Source organism: Edaphobacter lichenicola (assembly GCF_014201315.1).
GTDB lineage: Bacteria > Acidobacteriota > Terriglobia > Terriglobales > Acidobacteriaceae > Edaphobacter > Edaphobacter lichenicola_B.
The window spans coordinates 336,314-356,546 of the sequence record NZ_JACHDY010000001.1 but is presented as its reverse complement, the minus strand read 5'-3'; the positions used below and the strand labels follow the sequence as shown (position 1 = coordinate 356,546).

Sequence of the window (20,233 nt, the reverse complement as noted above, 5' to 3'; positions counted from 1 at the left end):
AGGAATTCATGCGACTGCATTCTATGCCGGAGTTTGGAAGTTTTACGTTGTTGCTGGCTCTGGCATTGAGCGCCTATACGCTGGTGATGGGTGGGGTGGCGTTGTGGCGTACGCGCGGGATGGCGGCGGGCGTCGATGGCGGGGCGGGGCGGCTGGGGGAGACGGCACGGCGGGCGGGGATCTCGAGCTTTGTGGCACTGAGCTGCGCGGCGTTTGCGCTGGTATGGGCTTCGTTTACTAACGACTATTCGGTCTCGTACATTCTGCACCATACCAACCGCGATCTGAATACGGCTTATAAGTTCTCTGCGCTGTGGTCGGGGCAGGAGGGCTCGCTGCTGCTTTGGGCGTGGCTGCTGTCGGCGTACGGGTTTGTGCTGCGGATGCGGCATAAGGTGGATGTCCGGCTGTCGGCGTTTGCTTCGACGATTCTGGCTGGGATTCAGGTGTTCTTTCTGCTGCTGCTGAACTTTGCGGCGCCTCCGTTTGCGATTCAGCCTGGGCCGGTGGCGACTGATGGGTTTGGGTTGAATCCGCTGCTGCAGTATCCGGAGATGGTGATTCATCCTCCGATGTTGTATCTCGGCTACGTCGGATTTTCTGTTCCGTTTGCGTTTGCGCTGGGTGCGCTGATGATGCGGTATCCGGGAGAGAAGTGGATTCACATTACGCGGCGCTGGACGATGGTGACGTGGCTGTTTTTGACGTGCGGGATCTTTCTGGGTGCGCACTGGGCTTATAGCGTGCTGGGGTGGGGTGGCTACTGGGGTTGGGATCCGGTGGAGAATGCAAGCCTGATGCCGTGGCTGACGGGGACGGCGTTTCTGCACTCGGTAATGATGCAGGAGAAACGCGGGATGATGAAGAGCTGGAATGTGTGGCTGATCTTCTCGACGTTCATGCTGACGATTCTGGGGACGCTGCTGACGCGGTCGGGGATTGTGAGCTCGGTGCATGCGTTTGCGCAGAGTTCGATTGGGGATTGGTTTTACGGATTTATTTTGATTGTGTTTGCGGTGTGTTTGTTTACGTTCTTCAAGCAGCGGGATCATTTGAAGTCGGAGAACAGGCTGGAGTCGCTGGTGAGCCGCGAGTCTAGTTTTCTGTTCAACAATCTGATTCTGCTGGCGGCTTGTTTTACGGTGCTTTGGGGGACGCTGTTTCCTGTGCTGAGCGAGTATGTGCAGGGCACAAAGGTTACGATGGGTGCCCCATTTTATAACCGCGTGAATCTGCCGATCGGATTGTTTCTCCTGTTTCTGACGGGGATTGGGCCGCTGCTGGCGTGGCGGTCGACTTCGCTGCGGTCGATTCGACGGAATTTTATTTTGCCTTCGATTGCTATGGGTTTGGCGTTGGTGGTGTTGCTGGGTGTGGGTGTGAGGCCTTGGCAGGCTGGGGATGATTGGCAGGCTACGCTGTTTTCTCTGGTGACCTTTACGCTGGCGGCTGGTGTGATTACGGCGATTGGGGCGGAGTTTCTGCGTGGGGCCAACGTGGTGGCGACGCAGACGGGTAAGAATCTGGTGGCTTCTACTGTGCTGCTGGTGCGGCGGAATACGCGGCGCTATGGCGGATATGTGGTGCACTTCGGCATCGTGGTAATGTTTATCGGGATTGCTGGTGGGGCGTTCAACCAGTCGCATGAGCAGGAGATGGGCTTTGGCGATACGTTGAAGCTGGGGCCGTATCGGCTGGTGTGCAAGAGCTATACGCAGGACAGCAACAGGAACTACGACACGGAGTATGCGTTGATGGATGTGTTTCGCGGGAGCAAGAAGATTACGCAGCTGGCTCCGGAGAAGCGGTTCTACATTGCGAGTCAGACTTCGTCGACGATGGTGGCGCTGCACTCTACGCTGGCGAGTGATCTGTATGTGATCTATGAGGGGAAGAATCCGGATACGGATCGGCCGATCATCAAGGTGTTTCTGAATCCGCTGATGAACTGGATCTGGATTGGGGTTTTGATTGTGGTGGGGGGGACATTCCTGGCGCTGGTGCCGAACCTTGCTCGGACGGCTGCGCGCGTGACCGCGGAGGCGCCGGTGGTTGAGGCTGAGGTTCATCATGTTTGAGTTTGCTGCAAGAATGTCCTGCCGGACGAGCCTCCTGCGCGGAGTGCGGCCACTTCTTGGCTTGTTTACTCCTTCGAGTGCGGCTCCCGTTGGTCGCTTTCGACGCTTTGTTGGTGCTGGGATGGTTTGTCTGCTGGCCGTGGTGATGCTGGGGGCTACGCCTGATTCGCGCTTCGAGAAGATGGGCCATGAGATGATCTGCACCTGCGGGTGCGGGCAGGTATTGCTGGAGTGCAACCACGTTGGGTGCCCTGTCTCGCCCGTGATGATCTCGGAGCTGCACTCGGGGATCGATGCGGGGGGAACCGATACTTCGATCTTCAACTGGTTCGAGACGAAGTATGGGGCGACGGTGCTGGCGGCGCCGATTCGTGGGGGGTTCGATAACGTCGCGTGGATCGCGCCGATGGCTGTGTTTCTGCTGGCGACGATTGGAACGGGATTTCTGGTGAAGATGTGGTCGGCGCGGTCGGCGCAGCGTCGGGCTGTGAGTGCGGCTGGGCCTGTGTTGGGTGGCGATGCTGTGCGCGAGCGGATTCGGCGGGAGACGGAGTACTGAGATGGGCATGATTGCGGGTGTGGTGCTGACGCTGGCTCTGTTTGGGTTCATCTTCTGGCCGGAGCGGAATCCCTTTGTTCAGGCGGATAAGACACGGGTGGACTATCTGCGGGAGCGGAAGGATGTGATCTATGAGAATCTGCGGGATCTGAACTTCGAGTATCTGGCTGGGAAGTATCCGGAGCAGGACTATGCGGAGCAGCGGGCGGGGCTTGAAGATGAGGCGGCGCGGGTGATTGCGGAGATGGATGCGCTTGAGGCTCGTGGGGATTTTGGGCGGCGGAGTCGGGCTTGAGACCGTTGGTTGCTGCGGGTTTGACGTAAACTTGAAGGGTGAGATACTTCCCTTCTTTTCTTCGGCGTGTTGTTGTGGCTGCTGCTTTGGTGGCGGCGTTTTCCAGTTTGGCGTTTGCTGATTCGATCACCGGCACGGTTACAAATAAGACGACGAACAAGCCTGCGGCTGGTGATGACGTGGTGTTGATTCGTCTGCAGCAGGGCATGCAGGAGGCGACGCGGACCAAGACGGACGCGAAGGGACGCTTTACGCTGGAGGTGCCGGCGAACGAGAGCCAGGCGATTCATCTGGTGCGGGTGACGCATGATAAGGCGAACTACTTTCGGCCGGCGCCTCCGGGGACGCAGTCGGTCGAGGTGGATGTTTATAACGCTGCGGCGAAGGTGAAGGGTGTTAGCAGCGAGGCCGATGTGATGCGGCTGCAGACCGATGAGAGCGGGAAGTCGCTGCATGTGGTTGAGAATTTTTTTGTAAAGAATGAGTCGAGTCCTCCGTTGACGCAGTTCAGCGACAGGCCGTTTGAGTTTTATCTGCCGGAGGGTGCGGTGGTGGAGGGTTCGGCGGCGCTGTCGCCGGGTGGAATGCCGGTGCAGGCTTCACCGGTGCCGCTGGGGGAGCCGAATCACTATGCGTTCATCTTTCCGATTCGTCCGGGTGAGACGCGGTTTCAGATTACGTACAAGCTGCCGTATGGCGGGAGCCTGAAGTTTTCGCCGCGGGTGATGATGCCGACGGACACGATTGCGGTGATGATGCCGAAGAGCATGACGTTCAAGCCGGGACCTTCTGCACCGTATACGGCGGTGACGGAGGAGACGACGGCGCAGACTTATGTGGCACGGGGTGTGGCTCCTTCGCAGACACTGGACTTTACGATCTCGGGGACGGGGCAGATGCCGCGGGATACCGGGGCTGCGGCGACGGCTGGTGAGGGTGGAGCGGCGGGGGATGCTTCGGCGCCGGCTGGTGCGGGCGGGGCGACGAGTACAGCGGCGAGTGATACGCGGCCTGGTGGCGGGCTGGGCACTCCGCTGGACCCTGAGGGGACGAATGATCCGTGGGCTAAGTACAAGTGGTGGATTCTGGGTGGGCTTGGGCTGGTGCTGGCGGTGGGTGCGGGGGTGATGTTGAAGAATGGGCCTGCTGCTGTGAGTCCGGCTGGTGTTGCGGGTGTGGGTGGGTCTGGTTCGCTGGCGGCGGCGCCTGGTTCCCTGCTTGTGGCGATGAAGGAAGAGTTGTTCTCGCTGGAGACCGATAGATTGCAGGGAAAGTTAACCGAGAGCGAGTATGTTGAGCAGAAGGCCGCGCTGGAGGTGGTGCTGCGACGGGCGCTGACTCGCGGCGAACGGAGCGCAGAGACGTCTAATGTGGCGGGACCCGTAGTCTGAGGTGCTTGCGATGAATACGTTCAAGTCGACGTTGTTGCTGGTTTTGCTGACGCTGTTTTTGCTTTTCATTGGAGATCGCTTTGGTGGGCGAAACGGCATGGTGCTCGCGTTCGTCCTTTCGGTTGCGTTCAACTTCGGGACGTACTTTTTCTCGGACCGGATTGCGCTGCGGATGTACAACGCGCAGCCGGTGACGCGGGAGCAGTTGCCGAGAGCGTATGCGGCGGTGGAGAGGCTGACGGCGAAGCAGGGGCTGCCGATGCCGAAGATCTATGTGCTGCCGACGGAGTCGCCGAATGCGTTTGCTACCGGGAGGAATCCGCAACATGCTTCGGTGGCGGTGACGCATGGGATTCTGCAATTGCTGGATGATGAGGAGCTGGAGGGGGTGCTGGCGCATGAGCTGGGGCATGTGCGGAATCGGGATATTTTGACGAGCTCGATTGCTGCGACGCTGGCGGGGGCGATTACGATGGTGGCGCGGATGGGCTACTACGCTTCGTTGTTTGGCGGGGGCGGGGGTCGTGGAGGCGACAGACGCGGCGGCGGGCTGCAGGGTCTGCTGATGATTATTGTGGCGCCGATTGCGGCTTCGCTGATTCAGCTCTGGATCTCGCGGACGCGGGAGTTTGAGGCGGATGCTACGGGGGCGGCGGCGACGGGGAATCCGTATGCCCTGGCGCGGGCGCTGCAGAAGCTGGAGGATTATTCGAAGAGGATTCCGATGCAGGCTTCGCCTTCGAACGCGCATCTGTTTATTGTTGCGCCTCTGCTGGGGAGTGGCGGGATTGGGAGTCTTTTTTCGACGCATCCTCCGATGAAGGAACGGATTCAACGGTTGATTGGAAGGGACCACATCTAGTGATTCGAGGGGACCAAATCTAGGATGCAGACTTTGCTTCGGGCTCTGCGGTTGTTTGCGATGGTGGCGTGGGTTGGTGGGCTTGGTTTTTTTGCCTTTGTGGTGGCGCCTGTGGCCTTTCATAGTCTGCCGAGCGCGCACGAAGCGGGAATGGTGGTGGGCGGAACGCTGCGGGTGCTGCACTGGATCGGGTTGGTGGGGGGTGCGGTGTTTTATGTTGCGACGGGGCTGTTGTGGCTGCGGGCGGGGGTGGCGGCAAGGACTGAGTTTGCGATTGAGATGATACTTGCCGGGCTGATGATGGCGGGGACGTTTTATTCGCAGTTCAAGATACTGCCGGCGATGGAGGTGGACCGGGCGCTGGCGGGTGGAGCGGTAGAGACGGCTCCGGTGGGGAACGCGGGGCGAGTGGACTTTGAGCGGCTGCATGTTTTGTCGGAGCGGCTGGAGGGGTTCGTCTTTTTTTGTGGGTTGGGGGTGGTGTTTGTGCTGTCTCGTGAGTCGCAATAGGAGACGGTAGAATCTTAAGAACATGAAGATCTGCGTGATTGGTTTGCTGCGAGTGGATGCGGCGATTTTATTTTCCGTGATGGATGGCGATAGGCTTAACATCGGCCGGAGGAGCTAGCGGTGTCGGCGCTGTGGTTGAGCCTGACGCTGGGGCTGGTGGCGGGACTGGCTGATTTTCTGGGTGGATTTTTGCTGGTGCGGCAGTCGCCTTCGGCGCGGGCTCTGCGCTACTTCGTCGCACTGGGTGCGGGTTTTATGCTGGCGGCGGCGGTGCTGGAGATGATTCCGGAGGGGCTGCGGGTGAATGCGCGGTTTGCTCCGCTGCTGATTCTGGCTGGGTACTGCGGGGTACATCTGCTGGAGCATTCACTGGTGCCTCACTTTCACTTTGGGGAGGAGACGCACCACCACGAGTTCATTTCGGCGAAGACCAGCTACTCGGTTCTTCTGGGGTTGGCGACGCATACTTTTTTTGATGGGGTGGCGATTGGGTCGGGGTTTGTGCTGTCGCATTGGCTGGGGTGGATTTTGTTCTTCGCGGTGTTTCTGCACAAGATTCCCGAAGGCTTTACGATGGCGAGCGTGATGCTGGCGGGTGGCCGAGGCGCGGCGGCGGCGTTGAACTCGGCGTTGTTTCTGGGGGCAATGACGGTGCTTGGGGTGCTCGTGATTAACCTCGAGCCTGCTTGGGTGCGGGTGGGGCTGCCGCTGTCGGCTGGGGTGACGATCTATGTCGCGGCGACGGACCTGGTGCCGGAGGTGAACCGGGAGCCTGGGTTGCGGATGGCGCTGGTTTTTTTTGCTGGGGTGGTGGTGTTTTTTATTCTGCGGCTGCTCGGGCCTGGGTAGGTTTTGCGCCGAAAGATATGTCCTGCCGGACGGGCCCACTACGCGTGGAGCGGTCACTTCGTGACTTGTATACCTTTTCCGGGCGGGGTGGATTCGCTTGTCCTCCCGTTGGTCGGAATCGGGCGGGATCTAGCTGGCGGGATTGAGGGTGAGGGTTACGGTGGCGGAGTGTTGCAGGGGGCTTCCGGTTGGGGAAGTGGCGGTGCCGGTGACCGTGATGGCGTAGCTCTTTGCGGGTGAGGTTAGCTGAGGGTCGGCGTTGATGCGGGCTCCGCAGCCGGTGGCGAGGGTGAGGGTGACGCTGGCGATGGCTATGAGAAGGAGCCTAGTTGCTGTCGTGTGTTTGCGTCTGCGTACGGCCGCGCCTGCGAGGGGACAGAGGAGAAAGACTCCTGCGAGGAAGGATTGGTAGAGGCCGTGGGCTGAGGGGCGGTTCGCTGCGACGGTCGTGGGTGTTGCGATCGTCATGGTGAAGGAGTTGGGTGTGGCGCCGGGTGGCAGGGTGGCGGGGTTGAAGGAGGCGGTGGCGAGATTTGGCAGGCCGGTGGCGGCGAGGGTGATGGGGCTGGAGAGATTGTTCTCCGTCTGAACGGCGAAGGTGAAGCTGGCACTGGAGCCGGAGAGGATGGTCTGCGTGGTGCTGCCGGTGGCGGAGAGAGCGAAGTCCGGTGTGGCGGGGCCGGTTCCGACTGTGATCAGTTGCGGAGTGGAGACGCTGGGGGTGAAGTTGGTGCTGCCATCATAGACAGCGGTGAAGGTGTGAGAGCCCTGGGCGAGGAGGCTGGTGAGGAAGACTGCGTCTCCAGAGGAGGAGAGTGGAGTGGTGAAGATCGGGCTGCTGCCATCGAGCAGAGTGACCGAGCCGGTTGGCGTGCCGGTGGTGGTGCTGGCAACGTGGACCGTGAGGGTGAGGGATGATCCGGTGGTTCCGGTGGTCCCGGTAGCTACGAGGTTGCTGAGGGTGATGACTGTACCGGCCGGGGTGATGGTGAGGGAGGTGGAGGGTGCAGAGACGGTGTAGTTCCCTGCTGCCGGGCCGGTGAGAAGGGGCGTGATGGGATAGGTTCCGGCGGGCGAGCCGTCAGTGGCGGTGGTGATGAAGGTGGCGGCGAGGTTTGCGGCATCCTGAGGGAGGACTCCGCTTAGAGTGCCGCTGAGGCTTGGGATTGGCCGGCCGTAGAGGACGAAGATGGGAGCGATGGTCGCGGTGAGTTGCTGTGGGGTAATGGTGAGGGCCAGGGGTGGACTCTGGGTGGAGGGATGAGTCTGGTCGCCGGAGTAGATTGCGGTGAGGCTGTAGGAGCCCGCGGGCAAGGTGGTGGTTGAGAAGGTTGCGGTGTTGGAGAGGAGAGGCGCGGTGCCGAGGGTCTCTGTGGCGGTGGTGGTGGTTGCGAGAAAGGTGATGGAGCCTGTGGCTTGGCTGGTGGCGAGGTTGGCTGTGAGCTGGCCGGTGCCATAGGCGATGGCGGAGGGTGCGGTGAGGGTGAGTGCTGTGGGGGTGGTTGAACCGAGGCCCGCGATGGTGGTGATGATGCTGCCTGCGGGCTGGGTCTCGACCTGACGGATGCGCTGATTGCCGGTGTCGGAGAGGGTGAGGCTGCTGGCGGGAGAGAGGGAGGTTGCGGTTGGGCTGTCGAGGGAGGCGGCTGTGGGGGGGCCGTTGTCGCCGGCGAAGGCCTGGGTGCCGTCGCCGACGACGGTGGTGATGAGGCCGGTGGTGGCATCGATGCGGCGGATGCGGTGGTTCGCGGTGTCAGCGAGGTAGAGGTTGCCGGCGGCGTCGGCGGTGAGGCCGTGAGGGAGTGCGAGGGTTGCGGCGGAGGCGGGGGCGGTGTCGCCGGAAAAGCCGGGCAGGCCGGTGCCGGCGATGGTGGTGATGAGGCCGGTGCTGGAGGTGATCTTGCGGATGCTGTGGTTGTGAGTGTCGGCGAGGTAGAGGTTGTTGGAGGCGTCGATGCCGATGCCGGTGGGTGAGTCGATGGCGGCGGAGAGGGCGGGAGCGCCGTCGCCGGAGTAGCCTTGCGTGCCGGTGCCGGCGATGGTGGTGATGAGGCCGGTGGTGGAGGTGATCTTGCGGATGCGGTGATTGCCGGTGTCGGCGAGGTAGAGGTTGCCGGAGGCGTCGATGGCAAGACCGGTGGGGAGGTTGAGTTGAGCGGAGAGGGCGGGGGCGCCGTCGCCTGAGAAGCCAGGGATGCTGCCGGCGATGGTGGTGATGAGGCCGGTGGCGAGATTGATTCTGCGGATGCGGTGGTTGTGGGTGTCGGCGAGGTAGAGGTTGTTTGCCGCGTCGAGGGCCAGGCCCTGCGGAGAGTCGAGGGTGGCGGAGGTGGCGGGGCCTGTGTCGCCGGAGAAGCCCTGCGTGCCTGTGCCAGCGATGGTCGTGAGGTTGCCGCTGGTGTCGACCTTGCGGATGACGTGGTTTCCAGTTTCGGCGAAGTAGAGGTTGCCGGCTGAATCGAAGACGATGGCGGAGGGGAGGACGAGGGGGACAGTTAGCGCGGAGACGGATGTGGTCTGGGCGGGAAGGCGCGAGAGGGAGAGGACGCAGAGCAGGAGGGCGAGTGCGATCCTGAAGGGAACGAAGTTGGTGCGAAGAGGGCGAGGGAGGCTCTGCTTACCCATGAAGGCTGATCAAACGTACTCTGCGAGGAGGATCTTGTAGCTGGTTTGGTTGCAATCTAAGTCTTACTTTACCGGCAGAGGTGGGTTATCCATGCAGAAGACCCCGGACGAGTGCATCCGGGGTCTTCTGATGGTTTGTTCCGCGTTGAGTTAGGGGATGGCCTGGAAGCGGCCATTCTTCAAACCGAGCGCGTAGGGCTGGAAGATGGGAACGCCACCACCGACGATCTCGGTGATGAAGTTTGCTCCGTCTCCTGCAACCCAGACGTTGCCGGCCTGATCGACTACGGAGGCGCGTCCGGAGGTCAGGAAGGACGAGGACTTCTGGAAGCCGGTGGAAGGTGAGAGCCCGGTCGCCGTGTTTGCGCTTCCGAGTTCGCTGACGCTACCGGTGCCGGTACCGTTGGCATTGTTAGGAATCCATACGTTGAGACGGCCATCGACTGCGATGGAGGTTGGGGTAGCGACACCAATGGTTGCCGGCGTCACGAAGGGGTAGCCCCCGTTGATAGGCGCGGTGTAGCCACTGGTTGCGCTCAGCCCGGTAATTACGCCACTGTCGATCGCCGAGACGAAGAGGTTGTTTTGAGGTCCGAGGGCGAGACCATAGGAGTTGCCGGAGGTGTTGATGGAGGTGGTGGCAAATCCGTTCAGGTTACCAGTTGCAACACTGGGTGAGACCTCGGCGACCGAGGTTGTTCCGGTGGTCACGAAGATGTTGCCCTGGAGAGCCTTTCCCTGGAAGTCCGGCATGAGGCGAACCGGGTTGGTGCCAACGTTGCTGGAGATCTGAACTGGAGCGACTGCCGCCCCGGCGCTGGCAGCGCCTGCGATCCGATAGAGTGAGCCAACGGATCCGGAGACAGCGGTGAAGTACACGTTTCCAACTCCATCCGCCGTAACTCCGATGGGAGATACCGTGGTTGGGAAGGCAAGGGTGGAGCCATTGTTGTATCGGTAGAGACTGGTGCCGGAGCCGAACCAGATATTACCTGCCGAGTCGACCGTAGCGCCGCCCTGCGAGCCGCCGCTGCCGAGAAGGACGCAGGTGGTGGGTACGCCACCGCTCGAGATCTCGGAGAGGTTGCCGGTACCGGCCTGGGAGTTGGCGATCCATACGTTGTCCGCCGCGTCGATATTGATGTCGATGGGCGAGCTGATGAAGCCACCGCTGCCGCCTGAGGTCGAGCCGCAGGTGCTGGTGCTGGTGAAGTTGACCGCGATGGTCCAGTCCGTAGGCTGGGTAGCGAGCGCGGGCTGATAGGGACCGCTGACGCCGCCCGCGAGACCGAAGAGAGTGCCGATGTTCGAGGTGCCGCCACTTGTACTCGTAGGATTCGTGAGGAGGTAGTAGATCGCCAGGAGAGTATCGGTTGGAGCGGGGAGAGTCCCGTGCTGGAAGTTAGACGTATAGGCGGAGTTCGGCGGAGTTGCAGCCGTAAAGAGCGAAGTGCAGGCTGTCGAAGAGGCAGTTGCGGTATTGATGCAGGCGGAGAGAATGTTTGCGAGCAGGTTGACTTTGCCGGGCTCGGGAGTAGCGGTGATCGTGACCGCTGGATTGATGTTCCCTGTGCTGGATGCGCTCAACGTGGTTGAGGTGACGGAGGCGCCTGTGGCTAGATTGGCGAGAAGAGCGATCGTATTGGGGATGGCTGTGATGATTGCGGTCTGCTGCGTCGTCCCGTCAGCGGAGATGCTCTCCGTGGTTGGGTCGAAGAATCCTTGATAGGCAGCCATTGTGGCCACGGTCGTCACTTCGGTCATGTCGATGTTAGTGGATCCGGTAAGCGAGTTGCAGGTACCGAAGACCGAGATGAACTCTGCGGCTGTATTGTTCTGAGTCGTGTCACCGTTGTTCTGAGTGTTTCCGCCAGAGGAGATGACGTAGACCAGAGGTGAGATTCCCACGCTCGTCGGGCAGGAGAAGGTGCTGGTGGAACCATTATCAGCTGGATTGCCAGGGATTGGATCTCTCGTGAAGGCGAAGGACCCGGCGGCGTCGGTGGTGGTGGTGGCGCCGAGGGTGAAAGGAAAGCCCGATTTCTGGCCGGCGTAGTACAGCTTGACCGTAGCGCCCACAACTGGCTGATTGCCGCCGTGGATCTTCCCACCGAGTGCGGCTGGGGAGCTGGCGTTGCTTACGATGGAAGGCGCCGTCGTCGCCATATTCGAACAGCCGGCGGTGAAGACCGCGCTCGATGCCATCAGCGCGAGCAGATTTCGCTTTGAGCCCGTCAGCCGGGCGAAAGAGTTGCCAATCATGGGTGTTCCCTCCGAAAGGTGGTGGTGCGGTTTGCTGTTCAAGGTAATGGTTGTGCTGACCAGAGACAACATGAAATCAAAAGCGTGAGAATCAAGAGTGAGACAGGCTGGGGGAAAATATCGGACTGTCAGATTAATTCATTAGTGCAAACTGCCACGTCAATACAAAAGATCTATAACATCTGGAACTTCCTTCGATAACGGAGCCTCTACGGGTCGGAGGGCCCCTGAGGGGGAGGACAGTTACAGGACGACTGAAAATCTTTCAACATCTCATGATGGAGCATACCCGAGGTTGGCCATTCTGGTGCTAAATAACTCGTGACACTTTTGGGTCATTTGTAGGCCATGCGTTAATAGATTGACCAGAACAAACTCCCGGCACATGCAACTATTTGCAGTCTTCTTGCAGTCTTCGGGCTGTGTGGGCGTTTCTTGAGGATGCGAATTTGATTGGCCTGGCGGCTCGATGCCTGCCGTGAGTCTCGGCCACTCGTGTTGGAAAAAAGCCGGTTCTACTCTTTCTCGCTCGAGGAATTTCGGACAACTTTCGCGAAAGAAAGCTAATCTATTCGAGTAGCCTGCTTCCATCAGATCCTTCGCTATCGGAGACGACCATGCGCGTGAAATCGATGTATCTTGCAGCAAGCATAGCTCTTTCAACCACCTTACTGCTGGGCGGATGCAAAAGTTCAGCGCCTGCTCCTACTCCGGCTCCGACACAAAGCCTGAACCCGGATGGGACGCCTGCCACTCCGACTTCGTCGAGCGCGGCGACGGCGCCGGCTACGCCTGCGGTCTCGCCTGCGACTTCGGTTCCTGCGGTGCCTCCGCCGCCTCCACCAGCTCCGGTGGCAGCAGCGGTTCCACCGCCACCTCCACCTCCGCCTGCTCCCGTAAGGTTGACTGCTCCGGCAGGCACTGCCGTAACGGTGACGGTGACCGAGCAGCTTAGCGCCAGCAAGAACAACGTTGGCGATGGATTTTCCGGGGTGTTGGCGGCTCCGGTGAAGAGCTCGGGTGGGGGAACGGTCTTCCCGCGCGGGGCGCACGTGGTCGGCACGGTGGTGGCTGCAAAGGGCCGCGGCCGGTTCAAGGGATCAGGTGCGCTTGGCATCGCGGTGACCGAGATCTCGGGGACCTCTGTGAGCACGAGCTCGTATGAGAAGGATCAGGCCGGCAAGGGTAAGCGGTCGGCTGGCTTTATTGGCGGCGGTGCTGGCGGCGGCGCACTGATTGGAGGACTGGCCGGCGGCGGCAAGGGCGCTCTGCTGGGTGGATTGCTGGGAGCGGGCGCTGGAACGGCTGGCGCAGCGTTCACGGGTAATAAGGACGTCGTGATTCCGTCGGAGTCAACGGTGACCTTTCACCTGACGGCTCCGGTCACGGTCACTGCGCGATCGAGGGCCGCTGCCAGGGATGCCGCTCCTACGGAATAAAGTCGGGATTCTATGATGGATCAAGCACCTGCTCCCTGTTCGGGGCAGGTGCTTTTTTATGCGGTGAGGATTTGCGGGGCACACGACGGCATGACGGTAGACTTGAGAGATGCGACTGAATCCTGTTTTTTTGTTGTCTGCGACCGATGTGGCGCACTTCCCTTCCGAAGCGAAGACCTTCGGCGCGCCTGAGGTTGCGTTTCTTGGGCGGTCTAATGTCGGGAAGTCCTCGTTGATCAATTCCCTGCTTGGTTCGCGGGAGGCGAAGGTGTCGTCGACGCCGGGGCGGACACGGACGATCAATTTTTTTGCACTGCATGAGGGTACGGGAGACAAGATGAAGGTGAGGCCGACGTTGATCTTCGCGGACCTGCCGGGGTATGGGTATGCAAAGATCTCGAAGTCGATCTCGGCGGAGTGGCCTTCGTTTATTGAGCCTTATCTTGCGGAGCGGGAGACGCTGGCGCTATGCATCTGCCTGGTGGATACGAATATTCCGCCGCAGGAGAATGATACTCAGTTGATTACATATTTCAAGCAGACGCAGCGGCCGTATCTTGTCGTGGGGACGAAGGCAGATAAGCTTTCGAATAATCAGTTGGCGAAGTCTGTTGCGGCGTTGAAGAAAGCGCATGAGGTGGAGGAGATTCTTCCGGTGAGCGCGAAGACGGATGCGGGGACGAAGGTGCTTTGGGCGAAGATGATGGAGGTGGCGGAGTAGGCGGTATTCGAGCACCTATTTTGTAGCGGGGACCAGGCTTGGGAGAGAAGCGGGTTCCTCCGCTGCGTCACTCACGATACGACTGTGAGTGCCTTCGGTCGGAATGACAGCGTTTGTTGTTTGATTGGAAGGAGAACAGGCGGCTGCGATCACCCGCAGCCGCCTGTTTGCTTTGTGCCTGCTTTAGGTTTGTGCACTTGACTAGTCAGCACGAGTAGCTAGTCGCCGTAGTAGTCGAGGCCGAGGTGGTGATGCGGTCTTCGCCTTTTGATGCTGTGAAGATTGTTTTCGATGTGGCCCCACGACTAGCGGAAATTACTAGACTTTGACGTTTCGGTGACACCGGCCTTTGTTGACCAAGCTCAAGCTTTGGTTGGCAAACTCAAGCTTGCCTACGGAGGCATTTATGGAAAACATGTGGACCAACATGAAGGCCGCAACCAACCGACGTTCGTTTCTGAAGAACGGACTAACTGCAGCGGGGGCCACAACAGTTGGAATGGGACTTCTGGGCCATAGTTCTTCAGCTTCAGCGCTAGATGGATTTGACGATGACCGTAGCGGACGTCTCACCCGTGGAGATGCAGCGCTGCTCCGGTTCGCCGCAGCAGCGGAGATACTGGAGACGGACCTCTGGGTGCAGTACAACGAACTAGCGGGGATTCAGGACAGCGAAGTCCCTGGCGGAAGCGGCAATCCAGCCTTCACCGCGGCCCTTTCGAAGCTGGACTCCGACATGGCCCAGTACGTCCACGATAATACCGACGACGAATTTACCCACCAGAACTTTCTCAACGCGTATCTGGCTTCGAAGGGAGCAGCTACAGTCAACCTTGAGCAATTTCGCACGTTGCAGGGGAGCACCGCGACTGGCTCCAGCGGAAAACTACGCCTTACAAACTTAATGCGACTGACTCTGGATACGAGTTGGTGGACTCGCTACCGCGACGACAGCCATAACCCGGACCTCGATCCGAACTTCACCTTCCCGCAGGCTGTGCCTACTTTATTTACAGGCGAGCATACGGCAATTCCCAGGACGAATGACGACACCAAGCATCCAAACTTCCTTCAGGCGATCGCAAACACTGCCGGCTTCCACTTCGCTACGATCGAACAAGGCGGCAACAGCCTCTATCCCTCGATGGCGCAGAGAGCCACAAGTGTGGAGGTCTTACGAATTCTGATCAGCATCGGCCCCACTGAGACGATGCACTTTCAAACATGGTCAGACAAGGCGGGCAACGCGCCTCCTCTGACTGCAGTGGATCCCGTCACCAAAGTGTCGGTGACTTTTCCAGACCTGAACTCTCCTCCGTTTGGTGGTGAGGAGTTCCAGACGAACTTGATCATGCCTGAGCCGTGTCCGTTCCTGAGCCGTAAGCTGCCGGTGTGCTCGATCATCCGTCCCACTGAAACTAATGGGATAGCGATGGGAGTGGTCAACTTCCTGACGGCAATGGGTCTCTTCATCGGGCAATCGCCCGCCTTCGTCAAAGTGATGCGCGATCTGGCGGAGGATGCCGACGAAGCCAAGCGGGGGTTTATATTCTGACTCGCTTATTGCCGGGGCCATAGCTTTGCTTTGACTTTGAAATGATAAGAGCGGCTGCGATAGATTTCGCAGCCGCTCTTCGGTTTTAGGTCGTGGAATTAGTCGCCGTAGTAGTCGAGGCCGAGGTGGGTGATGAGGTCTTCGCCCATGATGTGGCGGAGAGTGTTCTTCAGCTTGATGTGCTGGATGAAGAGGTCGTGCTCGGGGTAGACGCCGGGTGCGGAGTCGGGATCCTTGAAGTAGAAGCTGAGCCACTCCTGAATACCGAGACCACGCAGTAGAGGTGTCCGGGCGGCGAGGTCCATGAAGAGGATCAGGTCGAGTGCGAGTGGGGCGGCGAGGATGGAGTCGCGGCAGAGGAAGTCTACCTTGAGCTGCATGGGATAGCCGAGCCAGCCGAAGATGTCGATGTTGTCCCAGCCCTCTTTGTTGTCGCCGCGGGGTGGGTAGTAGTTGATGCGGACCTTGTGGTAGAGGTCCTTGTAGAGGTCGGGGTGTAGTTCGGGCTGGAAGATGTGCTCGAGCACGCCGAGCTTCGAGACTTCTTTGGTCTTGAAGGAGTCGGGGTCGTCGAGAACTTCGCCGTCGCGGTTGCCGAGGATGTTGGTGGAGTACCAGCCGGCGACGCCGAGGTTGCGGACCTTGAAGGCGGGAGCGAGAACTGTCTTGATGAAGGTCTGGCCGGTCTTGAAGTCCTTGCCGCAGATGGGAGCGTTCATCTTCTTGGAAAGCTCCTGCAGTGCGGGAATGTCGACGGTGAGGTTTGGTGCGCCGTTGGCGAAGGGGATACCTTCCTTGAGTGCGGCCCAGGCGTACATCATGGAGGGCGAGATGCCGGGGTCGTTATCGACGAGGCCCTTCTCGAAGGCTTCGAGGGTCTGGTGGACGGCGGTCTGCTCGAGGTAGATCTCGGTGGAGCCGCACCAGATCATGACCTGGCGATCGGTTTTGGTTTTGAACTCCGCAATGTCGTTGCGGATCTGGTTGGCGAGGTCGCACTTGTTCTTGCCGGTCTTGACCTTCTGGCCGGTGAGGCGCTTGACGTAGTGCTGATCGAAGACGGCGGGCATGGGCTCGATGGACTCGAGGAAGGGACGCATCTGCTCGAGCTGGTCGCGGTCGAGAACCTGCGCGGTCTTGGCTGCGTCGTAGAGGTTGCCGCCGAAGATGTCCCAGCCGGTGAAGACGAGGTCGTTGAGGTCTGCGAGGGGGATGAACTCTTTGATGAGGGGGCTGCGCGCGTCGGTGCGTTTGCCGAGGCGGATGGTGGCCATCTGCGAGGTGGAACCGATGGGTTTGGCGAAGCCGCGGCGAATGGCTTCTACGCCGGCGATGAGGGTGGTGGCGACGGCTCCCATGCCGGGAATCATGACGCCTAGTTTTCCAGTGGCAGGCTTGATGGTTGCCGCGTCTTGCGCAGCGGATGCTGGCTTAGCGGCTGGGGGTGTAGACATTCTTGGCGGTACCCTTCTGTCGTGCGATATTCCGTGTAATGCGGACTCTTTAGTATCGCTTACGGTGGAGTAGGGGTGCAAATGGAACCGGACCAAGGGGGTCGAAGGGAGGATGTACCTCAATTCATCTCATCGAAAGCCACCAGCCGGGGCCAGAGCACCAACAGGTGTCATCCGGCTCGTCATCTCGATGCAGCGACCTTACCCTGGTCCAGCTGCTTTTGCGGAACATTTTGGTGAGCTTTTGCGCGGTTGCCTCATCCCTTGCTCCGATGCAGGAAACAAATTGTGCCTGCGTCAGAAAACGAGCCGCGTAGCCACCGTCTTCGCGTTTGGTGATGTGGAGCATGGCTCCATATCCTTCCGAGGGAATCAGGGGAACGATGAGCCGTCCCTTCGGGCGCAGTGCGTCGAGCCAAACGGCCAGTGGATGAGTTGCTCCAGCGCTCACATAGAGGACATCACATTCGGGGAGCGGCGCCATTGCTCCGGAGCGGAGGTGCAGCTTGACGTGAGGAAGCTCAGCGAGATTGCTGATGGCACGCTGCGCGAGGGTTGGCTCGATCTCGTAGGCGTCTACGGCTCCTGTCTCTCCTACCAGCTTCGCGAGCAGCGTGGTGTAGTAACCGGTTCCGGCGCCCACATGGACCACATGTTCGCCCTTCCTGAGATTCAGGGCAGCGATGCAGAACGCGTGCAGGGTGGGCTGTCCATTGTTGAGAGGGTCTGCAGCGCCGAGCGAGACGACGACATCCTGATAGAGACATGCAGGATCGTCGGAGGGCGTCTGGATGTAGTCAGTGCCTGTGAAGACGTGCCACGGAGGAGGTCCTACGAACTTCTCTCGGGGGGTAGACGCAAAGGCAGAGGCGAGTTCGCTGTTTGGAGGAAGGCCGGCATTGGCAGTGATCAGATTGGCGAAGAACAATCTGTGTGCCTGAATGCCTTCCATAGCCGTTCTCCAACTGTCATCCTAGACCGGCGATGAGGGTGGTGGCGACGGCTTCTGTGCCGGGATCATGACGGCTAGTCTTCCAGAGGCGGGCTTGGTGCTGGCCGCGGCTTGCGTGGCGGCTCCGGGTAGACGTTCTCGGGTCGGGGCAAAGAATGGAGGCGTCCGATCATCGACAGGGCGATGTTTTCTCGCAACTCTGACGGAAGCCGGAGTCGTGGGGATACGGTTTCTACTTCGCAGGCGTCTCCAAGTATTTGATGAGCAGGACTTCGTTGCCGATTTCGCTGTAGATCAGCTCGTCTACTGTGCCGTTTGCGAGGAGGAGGCCGTAGCCGCCGGGGCGCATTCCATCCTCTTCGCGCTTACGGATATGGGCGGTGGGATCCTGTGGAGGGTTTGCGATGGCGGCGTGGGTGAGAGACTCCTGGCGGAAGCCTGCGCCGGGGTCGCGTACGTGAAAGACGAGTGTCCGTGCGGTGCGAATGGCGGTGACCTCGACGACCTGTTCGGGATTGAAGGCGGCGCCATGCTCCATGGCATTGAGCAAGATCTCTCGCAGCGCCTGCATGAGGTCGAGTTGTGCACCGTCGGGTAAAAGGTTGGTGAACTCTTTGGCGAAGGTGAGGAGGCGCTCGGCGGTAATGAGGCGGCAACTGATGCGGACGGAGACCCAGCCGGGACGAGCGGAGAGAACGTGGATGTCCTGCTGCCACCGGCTGTCGGAGGTTGTATCGCCGGCCAGGCTGGCGATCGCGTGCGGATCAAAGGGAGGCGTAAAGCAGGCGAAGACGTGGGCTCGCAGGGCAGCGATAACGTCTTCCGGCGTGCTGTGGTGGGCGAGAGCGATGCACTTTACTCCCGGACGGATGTGACGCATCTCGTCGAGCAGAGCCAGGTCTTCTTCGACGGAGCTGTTGGCGCAGGTGATGACGACGCTGAAGGATCGCATGCGCAGACGCTGCAGGGCGTCGGCGTGACCAGAGGCATAGTCACTGGGGATACGGGCGCGGGAGAGTGCATCGCCGATACTTTGGGCGATTTGGGTATCACTTCCAATGACCAGAACGCGGCTCATGGTTGGCTCTCCGAGAGGTCACGTTTAACTGTAGATCATCTCGTTCGCGGAGTCGTGGCAGGTTTAGCGCTATTCTTCATTCCATCAAACGGAGGTCGATCACGGATGGCGGGTGCTTAGATTTCGGAGAAGAAGACGGAGGGGGGAACGTGAAAGCGGCGGCTCAGACGCTGGATATGGTCGCGCGTAAGCTGGCGGCGCCCGGAGAGAATGAGCGAGACGGTGGTTTCGCTCCCGAGTTCGTTGGCGATGTCGCGCTGGGTGAGACCGTTTTGGTCGAGCAGAAAACGTAGCACCTCTGCAGGATCGGCGTCAGGCACGACGTGATGTTGAGATTCATACTGGTTGATGAGCAGAGTGAGGAGCGCGATCGCTTCGTCCTCGTAAGCGGTCGGGGCAGACTTCGCGGTGAGCTCGAACAATGCTTTCGTATAGGCGGCGAGTTCCTTGTCGGATCGAATGAGGTGGGGCGCTCCAAGGCGAATCATCCTGGCGGGATTGGCTAGTGTTGTACTCATCGTTTGACCCCCTTGTCCCAGTTGGCTGTGTTGTCGTACTGCTTGTGCGTAAGAAAAGACCGGATGTAGATGTGGCCTTCGGTGATGCGTGAGGCCTTCTGCCGCGAATAGTGAATGATCGTAATGAGTCGAAAGCTGTTCTGACGAATATTGAAGATAACGTATCCCTCGACGGCATCTGCGTCTGGGAAGACCTGCCTGACCTCCACAAAGTTTCTCCACCGTGCGGCGGTCGCGATCTTGTACCAGGCTCTTATCTCATTTGCGGCCTCTGGACACCGGGTTTCGGCTTCGAGCAGATGCTTTCGGGTTACTACATTCATAGACGAAAGCCTGTGTCATGAGAGTCTAACTTTCTCTCCAATTTTACTTTGCATAATGCAAAGTAGTCAACCGACGCCGTGCCTTGCAGTGGAGGCAGATGCGGCTATGCGGCTTCGGTGCGGATGCGGTTCTTCCAATGGGAGGTAATGAACCAGACTGCGCCGATCACCAGGACTACTTCTACGGCGAGATGGAAGCGGTGGAAGATGGCTTTGAACTGGGGGTTGGTGTTCCAGCTTGCGCCTAGCTTCATGCCGACCCAGGCGAGGGCGTAGCACCAGGGCCAGGAGCCGATGAAGGTGTAGAGGTGGAAGCGGAGCTGGTTCATCTTCGCGACGCCGGCGGGGAAGGCGATGAAGGTGCGGACGATGGGGAGCATGCGTCCGATGAGGACGGTGATGGAGCCGTATTTGGAGAAGAAGTGATCGACGAGGTCGAGGTCGCGACGGCTTAGGAGCATCATGCTGCCGTAGCGTTCGACCATGGGGCGACCGCCCTTTGCGCCGACCCAGTAGGCGGGGATGGAGCCGAGGTTCGAGGCCAGCGATGCGACGGTGGCGAGGATGATGAGCTGGAGCTGGGTGTGGGCGAGAGCGTAGCCGGCGAGCGGCATGATGACTTCAGACGGGATGGGAATGCAGGCGGACTGGATCGCCATGAGGAGGATGACGCTGGCGTAGCCGCCGCTGGCGATGGCGCCGATGAGGAGTGCGATGATTTTTTCTGACATGCAGGTGCAGTATACGGGGTGAGGGTTTGGT

Annotated in this window: 18 protein-coding genes; 10 read left to right on the top strand and 8 right to left on the bottom strand. The window is 59.9% G+C overall.

Annotation, left to right across the window (positions count from 1 at the left end):
* Nucleotides 1-8 precede the first annotated feature (8 nt).
* The 7 genes from HDF09_RS01455 to HDF09_RS01425 all read left to right on the top strand — a co-directional run bounded on the left by HDF09_RS01455 (nt 9) and on the right by HDF09_RS01425 (nt 6,544).
* On the top strand, nt 9-2,078 hold the full coding sequence (locus HDF09_RS01455; protein ID WP_260180856.1) for a heme lyase CcmF/NrfE family subunit: 2,070 nt from the start codon (nt 9-11) through the stop codon (nt 2,076-2,078).
* Nucleotides 2,071-2,637: a cytochrome c-type biogenesis protein CcmH gene (locus HDF09_RS01450; RefSeq protein ID WP_260180855.1), complete on the top strand. Its 567-nt coding sequence runs from the start codon at nt 2,071-2,073 to the stop codon at nt 2,635-2,637. Before HDF09_RS01455 ends, HDF09_RS01450 begins: the two co-directional genes overlap by 8 nt.
* A gap of 1 nt (nt 2,638) precedes the next feature.
* Nucleotides 2,639-2,932: a hypothetical protein gene (locus HDF09_RS01445; RefSeq protein WP_179583981.1), complete on the top strand. Its 294-nt coding sequence runs from the start codon at nt 2,639-2,641 to the stop codon at nt 2,930-2,932.
* Between the two features lie 74 nt (nt 2,933-3,006).
* On the top strand, nt 3,007-4,323 hold the full coding sequence (locus HDF09_RS01440; protein WP_311718343.1) for a peptidase associated/transthyretin-like domain-containing protein: 1,317 nt from the start codon (nt 3,007-3,009) through the stop codon (nt 4,321-4,323).
* A gap of 10 nt (nt 4,324-4,333) precedes the next feature.
* Nucleotides 4,334-5,185 (top strand): zinc metalloprotease HtpX, encoded by an 852-nt coding sequence (locus tag HDF09_RS01435; protein WP_183760561.1) that lies wholly within the window; start codon nt 4,334-4,336, stop codon nt 5,183-5,185.
* 24 nt (nt 5,186-5,209) lie between these two features.
* Nucleotides 5,210-5,695, top strand: a complete 486-nt coding sequence (locus HDF09_RS01430; protein ID WP_183760559.1) for a DUF4149 domain-containing protein — start codon at nt 5,210-5,212, stop codon at nt 5,693-5,695.
* A gap of 120 nt (nt 5,696-5,815) precedes the next feature.
* Nucleotides 5,816-6,544: a ZIP family metal transporter gene (locus HDF09_RS01425; RefSeq protein WP_183760557.1), complete on the top strand. Its 729-nt coding sequence runs from the start codon at nt 5,816-5,818 to the stop codon at nt 6,542-6,544.
* A gap of 129 nt (nt 6,545-6,673) precedes the next feature.
* On the opposite strand, the gene HDF09_RS01420 is transcribed toward HDF09_RS01425, so the two are convergent.
* Both HDF09_RS01420 and HDF09_RS01415 read right to left on the bottom strand, forming a co-directional pair.
* Nucleotides 6,674-9,169 (bottom strand): NHL domain-containing protein, encoded by a 2,496-nt coding sequence (locus HDF09_RS01420; RefSeq protein ID WP_183760555.1) that lies wholly within the window; start codon nt 9,167-9,169, stop codon nt 6,674-6,676.
* A gap of 150 nt (nt 9,170-9,319) precedes the next feature.
* Entirely contained in the window at nt 9,320-11,431 is a 2,112-nt protein-coding gene (locus tag HDF09_RS01415; protein ID WP_183760553.1) for a hypothetical protein, read from the bottom strand.
* Between the two features lie 617 nt (nt 11,432-12,048).
* Between HDF09_RS01415 and HDF09_RS01410 the strand changes: the two genes are divergently transcribed.
* The 3 genes from HDF09_RS01410 (at nt 12,049) to HDF09_RS01400 (ending at nt 15,146) form a co-directional block, all read left to right on the top strand.
* Nucleotides 12,049-12,870 carry a hypothetical protein gene (locus HDF09_RS01410; protein ID WP_183760551.1) on the top strand — a complete coding sequence of 274 codons (822 nt, stop codon included), beginning with the start codon at nt 12,049-12,051 and terminating at the stop codon, nt 12,868-12,870.
* 109 nt (nt 12,871-12,979) lie between these two features.
* On the top strand, nt 12,980-13,591 hold the full coding sequence (gene yihA / locus HDF09_RS01405) for a ribosome biogenesis GTP-binding protein YihA/YsxC (protein ID WP_183760549.1): 612 nt from the start codon (nt 12,980-12,982) through the stop codon (nt 13,589-13,591).
* A gap of 406 nt (nt 13,592-13,997) precedes the next feature.
* On the top strand, nt 13,998-15,146 hold the full coding sequence (locus tag HDF09_RS01400; protein WP_183760547.1) for a ferritin-like domain-containing protein: 1,149 nt from the start codon (nt 13,998-14,000) through the stop codon (nt 15,144-15,146).
* 98 nt (nt 15,147-15,244) lie between these two features.
* Here HDF09_RS01400 and HDF09_RS01395 read toward each other — a convergent pair whose 3' ends face one another.
* From HDF09_RS01395 to HDF09_RS01370, 6 genes are all read right to left on the bottom strand, one after another.
* Entirely contained in the window at nt 15,245-16,600 is a 1,356-nt protein-coding gene (locus HDF09_RS01395) for an inositol-3-phosphate synthase (protein WP_183760545.1), read from the bottom strand.
* A 124-nt stretch (nt 16,601-16,724) separates the two neighbouring features.
* On the bottom strand, nt 16,725-17,552 hold the full coding sequence (locus HDF09_RS01390) for a protein-L-isoaspartate O-methyltransferase family protein (protein ID WP_183760543.1): 828 nt from the start codon (nt 17,550-17,552) through the stop codon (nt 16,725-16,727).
* A 232-nt stretch (nt 17,553-17,784) separates the two neighbouring features.
* Nucleotides 17,785-18,630 carry an ATP-binding response regulator gene (locus tag HDF09_RS01385; protein WP_183760541.1) on the bottom strand — a complete coding sequence of 282 codons (846 nt, stop codon included), beginning with the start codon at nt 18,628-18,630 and terminating at the stop codon, nt 17,785-17,787.
* Nucleotides 18,631-18,746: 116 nt separating this feature from the next.
* Nucleotides 18,747-19,148 (bottom strand): helix-turn-helix domain-containing protein, encoded by a 402-nt coding sequence (locus HDF09_RS01380; protein WP_183760539.1) that lies wholly within the window; start codon nt 19,146-19,148, stop codon nt 18,747-18,749.
* The gene (locus tag HDF09_RS01375; protein WP_183760537.1) at nt 19,145-19,471 is read right to left on the bottom strand and encodes a type II toxin-antitoxin system HigB family toxin; all 327 of its coding nucleotides are present in this window, start codon (nt 19,469-19,471) and stop codon (nt 19,145-19,147) included. The genes HDF09_RS01380 and HDF09_RS01375 overlap by 4 nt, the downstream gene beginning before the upstream one ends.
* A 104-nt stretch (nt 19,472-19,575) precedes the next feature.
* A complete protein-coding gene (locus HDF09_RS01370) occupies nt 19,576-20,202 on the bottom strand; it encodes a DedA family protein (protein WP_183760535.1) in 627 nt (208 codons plus the stop codon).
* Nucleotides 20,203-20,233 lie beyond the last annotated feature (31 nt).